Here is a 6635-nt window from a genome sequence, read left to right on the forward strand (position 1 = left end):
CGCGGGGAACCGGGCCGTCGAAAGTTCTCGGAGTTGTGCGGTGCACCCTCCCGGTCAGGACGATGCGGAGAGGCGCCTGACTGCTTCTGCCATCTGCTCGACCGCTTGCTCCAGGACGTCCGCCGGCATGGCGAAGTTGAGTCGGACGAAGTCGTCGCCGATGTCGCTGCCGCACGGGCGACCGTCGGTCAGCGCGACCCCGGCCTCCCTCAGGAAGAACTCCGCTGCCGGCTCGCCCAGGCCCAGCGCCGAGCAGTCCAGCCAGGCCAGGTACGTCGCCTGTGGCCGGGACGAGGTGATCCCCGGCAGCAGTGCGGGCAACAACTCGTAGAGCCGGTCACGGTTGTGCTCCAGGCGCACCATCGTGTCGGCGAGCCAGGCACCGCCCGCGCTGTACGCGGCTGTGCTGGCGATCACCCCCAGCGTGCTGGCCCCGTGGCTGGGCATGAATCCCACCCGGTCCCAGATCTCGAGGTCGGCCGCCCCGCCGAGGATCAGCTGGGCACACTTGGTACCGGCCAGGTTCCACGCCTTGGACGTCGAGGTCACAGTGACCGTGTGCGCGGCAGCGACGCCGTCGACGGACGCGTACGGGACGTGGATCGACCCACTGAAGAGCAACGGCGCGTGCACCTCGTCCGAACAGACCCGGGCTCCGTGCCGGGCGACGATCGAGCTGAGGGCGGCGAGTTCGTCCGCGGCGCTGGTCACCCCCAGGGGGTTGTGCGGGTTGCAGAGCATCAGCATTCCGGCGCCCGCCGCGAAAGCCCGGTCGATGCCGTCCAGGTCGAGCCGGTACGTGCCCGGTCCGCCGATCATCGGCACCTCCACGACCTCCCGGCCGAGGGAGCGCGGCAGCGTGTAGAACGGCGGGTAGGCGGGCGGCGTGACGATCACCGGACTTCCCGGGGCACTGAAGTGCTCGATCGCCACCTCCATGCCCTTCAGCGCGTCGGGCACCAACACGATCCGGTCGTGATCGACCTCCCACCCGTACCGGGAACGCATCCAGCCGGCGCAGGCCTGGACCAGGGACGATCGGGCGCTCTCCGGGAGATAGCCGAACAGGTCCTGCTCGATCGCGGTGCGCAGGGCCTGTGCGACGGCGGGGGCCGTCCCGAAGTCCGACTCCGCCACCCAGGCACCGAGGGCGCCGGGGAACTGGGTCCACTTCAGGCTGCCGCGGCCACGCAGTTCCGCCACGGTGCCGGCCCGGGCGGTGCGGACGTCGGCCGGTCCGGACACGGTGGTCATCGCCGGCCCTCTCACTTCGACCGGACGGCGGCGACCGGGGCGGGCCCGGCGGAACCGTCCCCGTCGTCCCCGATCTCGTTGAGGTAGTTGTAGATGGTGAAGCGGGTGACACCCAGCACCGTGGCCACCATCTGCACCGAGTCCCGCAGCATGAACATGCCCTTCTGCTTGAGAGTGCGCACCACCTGGAGCTTGTGCTCCTTCTTCATCAGTTCCACCGGGACCGCGATGTCCCGGACCGCTCGGTGCACGAGATGGGCGGCGAGCTCGTCCAGGTCCTTGACGAAGAGTTCCTGACTGGGCTCCTCCGCCTCGTCGGAACCGGTCGGCGCGGGCAGCTCGATGACCGGGTCCGGCACCTCGTGCGGACGGACACCGCCCAGCATCATCTCGGCCACCCGGACCACCGACTGCCACGCCGAGATGTCGGTGTTGATGCACAGGGCCAGCACCCGCGCACCGTCGGCGTCCCGGACGATCATCGTCGACGACCGCATCTTGCGACCGTCGGCCAGCTTCGTCTCGTAGCCGGTCTCGATGTCCTCCCCGGCGCCCGAGGCGATCCTCTCCAGCAGCAGGTCGGTGGCGGGGTCACCCGGCGACCGACCGGTCACGTCGCCGTGCACGGCCACGATGGAGTTCGGCAGCCGGGCGAGATCGTGCAGCACCACCTCGCTGCACGACGGCAGGGAGCGCCCCAACGGCTCGACCAGTGCGGTGAAGACGGCCATGAGCCGTTCCGCGTCCGGCGACCTGAGCGGCTTCCGGCGTGAGATCTGAGATGTCATCAACGTCCCTGGATAGGTGGTGCACGGTCCGGTGGTGGGCGACCACCCGCCGGTCACCGCATCGCGAACGGTGTTTCGGATCCTGCCCGCCGAGTGGTCAACAGGTTGTTGAAATCTGCGATCGAGGTGTTGAAATCGCCTGCACTGCAGTGGGATTGGTTCCGGTATACCGATGATCGCGGGCGCTGCCAAGGCCATGGGTCAACGTGCCGTTGAGACCTCCGTCGCATCGGTAAACAGACTGTTAACGCCGTCAACAGGCCATTGACCGTCTCCACAGCAGTGAGAGAAGAATCGGTCCAACGAGCCGGGACCTCGCAGTCGGACTGCCTCCCGATGACTCGGAGTTGAGCTGCACAGCCCTGCTCCTGCAGGCACTCTCGTCACGCAGTGGATCCCGGGCCCCGGGATCCACCCGCCGGCGAACCAGATGGACCCCGAGAAACGGCCGCGCCGAACGGACGTGATCGGGGACGACGCCCGATCCGCCCGGAGGTGGACATGCCGCACGACCTCGACATGCCGGCGCCTGCGCGCACCGCCCCTGCCCGCCCGGAGGCGGCTGCGGACAGCAGTGACCTCGCCGCGGTGATGGCTGCCGCCTCTCGTCCGGTGGTGCGGCGGCGTCGGCCGGGGATGTGGGTGTTGACGGCGGTGGTGGTGGTGCTGACGGTGTTCTCGGTGCTGTCGGTGGCGCGGAACCCGGCGATGGAGTGGTCGGTGGTGGGTGACTACTTCTTCTCCTCGTCGGTGCTGGAGGGGTTGTGGCTCTCGGTGTGGGTCACGGTGCTGGTGACGGTGTTGTCGCTGCTGCTGGGTGCGGTGCTGGCGGCGATGCGGCTCTCGCAGCAGCCGGTGCTGCGCGCACTGGCCTGGGGCTACGTGTGGATCTTCCGGTCGGTGCCGCTGCTGGTGCAGCTGTTGGTGTGGTTCAACATCGGCTACCTCTATCCGAAGCTGTCGTTCGGCATCCCGTGGGGTCCGACGTTCGTGGAGGCGCCGGCGCGTGAGGTGATGACCGCGGTGCTGGCGGCGCTGCTGGGGTTGACGTTGCACGAGACTGCTTATGCCACCGAGATCATCCGGGGCGGTCTGCTGTCGGTGGATGCCGGGCAGCGGGAGGCGGCGCACGCGCTGTCGCTCTCGCCGCTGTTCACCTTCACCAGGATCGTGCTGCCGCAGGCGATGCGGGCGATCCTGCCGTCGGCGGGGTCGCTGTTGGTGGGCACGTTGAAGGCGACGTCGATGTTGTCGGTGATCGCGGTGGCGGACCTGTTGTACTCGGTGCAGATCATCTACAACCGCACCTTCCAGATCATCCCGCTGCTGACGGTGGCCTGCATCTGGTACCTGATCGTCACCTCGGTGCTCTCCGTCGGCCAATGGGGCATCGAGAAGCACTTCGCCCGAGGCACTTCCCGCTCTGTACCCGGGGGATTCATCGCCCGCTACCGAGGTTCCCGTCGTCGTACCCTGGAGGTGGAGGCATGAGAGCAGCTGGAGCTGCTGCCGCACAGCTGATCCCGGGTGCCCTCGATCGCCCGGTGATCCGGATCCGGTCGTTGACCAAGTCGTTCGGTGCGTTGCAGGTGCTCAAGGGCGTCGACCTCGACGTGCACCGCGGTGAGGTGGTGTCATTGATCGGCGCGTCCGGGTCGGGGAAGTCGACGCTGTTGCGCTGCATCAACGGTCTGGAGGACCCGGAGACGGGTCTGATCGAGGTGGACGGCGCGTTGATGGGCCGGGAACTGCGCGGTGGCCGGATCCACGAGGTGTCGCCGCGGCGGGCCCGGGCGCAGCGGGCCGAGGTGGGGATGGTGTTCCAGAGCTTCCACCTGTTCGGGCACCGGACGGTGCTGGAGAACGTCATGCTTGCGCCCCGCCATGTGCGCCGGGTGTCGCGGGACGCGGCCCGGTCGGCGGCGATGGAGCAGCTGGAGCGGGTGGGGTTGGCGGACAAGGCCGGTAACTATCCGCGGCAGCTCTCCGGCGGCCAGCAGCAGCGGGTGGCGATCGCGCGGGCGCTCTGCATGCGGCCGACAGTGATGCTGTTCGACGAGCCCACGTCGGCGTTGGACCCGGAGTTGGTGGGTGAGGTGCTGGACGTGATCAAGGACATCGCCGCGGACGGCGCGACGATGATCATCGTGACCCACGAGCTGGCCTTCGCCCGGGACGTGTCCGACCAGGTCGTCTTCCTGCACCACGGCACCATCCTGGAGTCCGGCCCGCCCGAGCAGCTCTTCGGGGCCCCGCGCCACGAGCGCACCCGGGCCTTCCTGCAACGCTTCACCGGCACCGACTGACCCTGCCGGCGCTTCGATCTCCCTTCGGACCGTCCGCCGGACATACCGACCTCTGTTGCTCCGCCGATGTTCCCGGCGACCCCGCACGCCCCCGACACGACCGTGATCGGACCCCTTCCCCACGAGGAGTTCCCTTGTCTGCTGTGTCTGCTGCGCTGCGCCATCGGCGCAAGCCCGCCCTGCTCGCTCTGCTGGGAGTCACCGCACTGGTGGCGACCGCCTGCGGTTCCGACAGCTCGACGGCGTCCTCCAGCACCTCCGCTGCCACATCCGCTGCAGGTTCGGCGGTCTCGTCGGAGGCGTCGTCCGCGGGTTCCTCCCCGGCCTCGTCTGCTGGATCTTCTCCGGTGGGTGAGGCGTTGACATTGTCGGCGACGACGTACCGGGACTGGACGCCGGCGGCGTACGAGAACGAGGCCGGTGAGCTGACCGGGTACTTCACCGAGTTGGAGACCGCCGCCGCGACCGCCGCCAACTGGACCCTGGAGTGGGACACGCCGGCGTTCGAGGCGGTCATCCCGGGTGTGCAGTCGGGGAAGTACGACCTGGGTGGCGGTGTCGACATCACCGCGGAGCGGTTGAAGGTGATCGACATCGTGTCGGTGATCCGGGTCGGCTACACCTTCTTGACGCTGGCAGACGGCGGCGCCGAGGTCGCCGATGACACCACGGCGCTGTGCGGGGTGCGGGTCGGCGCCGTCGCGGCGCAGGCATCGCTGGAGGAGTTGGGCGAGATCTCGGACGCGTGTGTGGCCGCCGGCCAGCCGGCGGTGGAGATCTCGACGTATGCCAATGATTCCGCCGGGCTGTTGGCGCTGAAGTCGGGCAACATCGATGTGCGGACGATCAACACGGCCGAGGGTGGCTTCTTCACGAAGTCGCAGCCGGAGTTCGCGGTGACCGGGCCGATCATCACCCAGGTCGATGCGGGGATCGCGTTCGCCAAGGGCAGCCCGCTGGCGCAGCAGTTCGCGGATGCGGTGAACAAGACGATCGAGGACGGCACGTACGCGCAGATCCTGGAGTCCTACGGGGCGCAGGAGGTCGCGATCACCAGGTCCGAGGTCAGCCCGACCCCGATGCGCTGACCCTTCTCGCTCCGGCGGCCGGTCACCGGCCGGCCGCCGGAACGCGGGCCCCGTTCGCGACACCGCGACGGCGGATCCGAGGGGGATGTGCTCGACCGCCCCTGGTCGCGACCCCCGGTCGCGATCCTGTCGCGTTCTCCCGGTCAGCGGGGTCCGTCTGCGTGAGTTCTGTTCTGCCCTGTTCAGTTTCGATGAAAGGCCTGTTGTCGTGACCGAGACGTCCACCGCTGCAGCACAGTCCGAGGGTGGTTCCGGGGATTTCCCGGTGTTGTTCTCGCCGATCGCGGTGGGGCCGCGGGTGTCGCGGAACCGGATCATCAATTCGGGGCACGGGACGTCGTTGGCGCCGGGGCGGCACAACGAGGAGTTGTTCCTCTACGAGGAGACCCGGGCGCGGGGTGGTGCCGGGATCGTGACGACGCAGTCGCAGTGGATCAACCAGGGCGCCGGTGATTTCGACGTGCGCTACGAGGTCGCGTCGGGCGCGTACGACGAGTTGGCGTCCCGGGTGCACGCGGGCGGCGCTCTGTGTTTCATCCAGATCAACCATCCCGGCCGGCAGGGGTTTTTGGGGCCGCGGAACCGGGAGTACGCGGTCGCGCCGTCGCAGGTGCCGGGCCGCTTCTACGGCGGGCAGGTGCAGATCCCGCATGCCATGACCGAGGCGGAGATCATGGCGGTGATCGAGGATTTCGCCGGGTCGGCGGAAGCGATCACCACCACCGCGGCCGACGGGGTGGAGATCCATTTCGGTCACGGGAATCTGGTGCAGCAGTTCCTGTCCCCGCACACCAACCGGCGCACCGACCGGTGGGGCGGCTCCTTCGAGAACCGGACCCGGTTCGCGCGGGAGGTCATCGCCGCGATCCGCGACCGCATCGGCACCGACACAGTGGTGTTCGGCGCCCGGATCAACGGCGCCGCACCCGGCGACCCCACCGAAACGACGCTGCTCAACGATTTCGCGACCATGTTGCTGGACATGGACCCGGGGATGCGGCTGGACTACCTGTCGGTCACCGGCGGACACTTCTCCTCCGCCTGGGGCACCTCGTTCAACCTGCCCGATTCCTCGTTCCCACCGGCGCTGTGGGAGTCGCAGGCCCGCCGGGTACGGGAACAGGCTCGGGATAGGGGGGTGCCGATCTTCCAGGTCGGCCGGATCCTGGGCCCGGCGCTGGCGGAGCGGCTGCTGGCCT

At 68.8% G+C, this 6635-nt stretch carries 6 protein-coding genes; 4 read left to right on the top strand and 2 right to left on the bottom strand.

Features of this window, described 5'->3' with window-relative positions; translation table 11 throughout:
• Nucleotides 1-54: 54 nt before the first annotated feature.
• A complete protein-coding gene (locus tag GIS00_RS24045) occupies nucleotides 55-1254 on the bottom strand; it encodes a MalY/PatB family protein (RefSeq protein WP_154771002.1) in 1200 nt (399 codons plus the stop codon).
• Between the two features lie 11 nt (nucleotides 1255-1265).
• Nucleotides 1266-1985, bottom strand: coding sequence for a helix-turn-helix transcriptional regulator (locus GIS00_RS24050; protein ID WP_154771003.1), 720 nt, complete (start codon nucleotides 1983-1985; stop codon nucleotides 1266-1268).
• 558 nt (nucleotides 1986-2543) lie between these two features.
• On the opposite strand from GIS00_RS24050, the gene GIS00_RS24055 reads away from it, so the two are divergent.
• The 4 genes from GIS00_RS24055 to GIS00_RS24070 all read left to right on the top strand — a co-directional run.
• Nucleotides 2544-3533 (top strand): amino acid ABC transporter permease, encoded by a 990-nt coding sequence (locus tag GIS00_RS24055; RefSeq protein WP_154771004.1) that lies wholly within the window; start codon nucleotides 2544-2546, stop codon nucleotides 3531-3533.
• Nucleotides 3530-4348, top strand: a complete 819-nt coding sequence (locus GIS00_RS24060; RefSeq protein ID WP_154771005.1) for an amino acid ABC transporter ATP-binding protein — start codon at nucleotides 3530-3532, stop codon at nucleotides 4346-4348. The genes GIS00_RS24055 and GIS00_RS24060 overlap by 4 nt, the downstream gene beginning before the upstream one ends.
• Nucleotides 4349-4491: 143 nt before the next feature.
• Nucleotides 4492-5436, top strand: coding sequence for a transporter substrate-binding domain-containing protein (locus GIS00_RS24065; protein ID WP_322098381.1), 945 nt, complete (start codon nucleotides 4492-4494; stop codon nucleotides 5434-5436).
• 208 nt (nucleotides 5437-5644) lie between these two features.
• Nucleotides 5645-6635: oxidoreductase (locus tag GIS00_RS24070; protein WP_456094179.1), on the top strand; the 991-nt coding region annotated here is incomplete at its 3' end.

The sequence above is a fragment of the Nakamurella alba genome, assembly GCF_009707545.1.
Classification (GTDB): domain Bacteria; phylum Actinomycetota; class Actinomycetes; order Mycobacteriales; family Nakamurellaceae; genus Nakamurella; species Nakamurella alba.

Coding starts and splice junctions, on each gene's coding strand:
- GIS00_RS24045 (WP_154771002.1), bottom strand. CDS start 1,254: ATGACCACCGTGTCCGGACCGGCCGACGTCCGCACCGCCCGGGCCGGC.
- GIS00_RS24050 (WP_154771003.1), bottom strand. CDS start 1,985: ATGGCCGTCTTCACCGCACTGGTCGAGCCGTTGGGGCGCTCCCTGCCG.
- GIS00_RS24055 (WP_154771004.1), top strand. CDS start 2,544: ATGCCGCACGACCTCGACATGCCGGCGCCTGCGCGCACCGCCCCTGCC.
- GIS00_RS24060 (WP_154771005.1), top strand. CDS start 3,530: ATGAGAGCAGCTGGAGCTGCTGCCGCACAGCTGATCCCGGGTGCCCTC.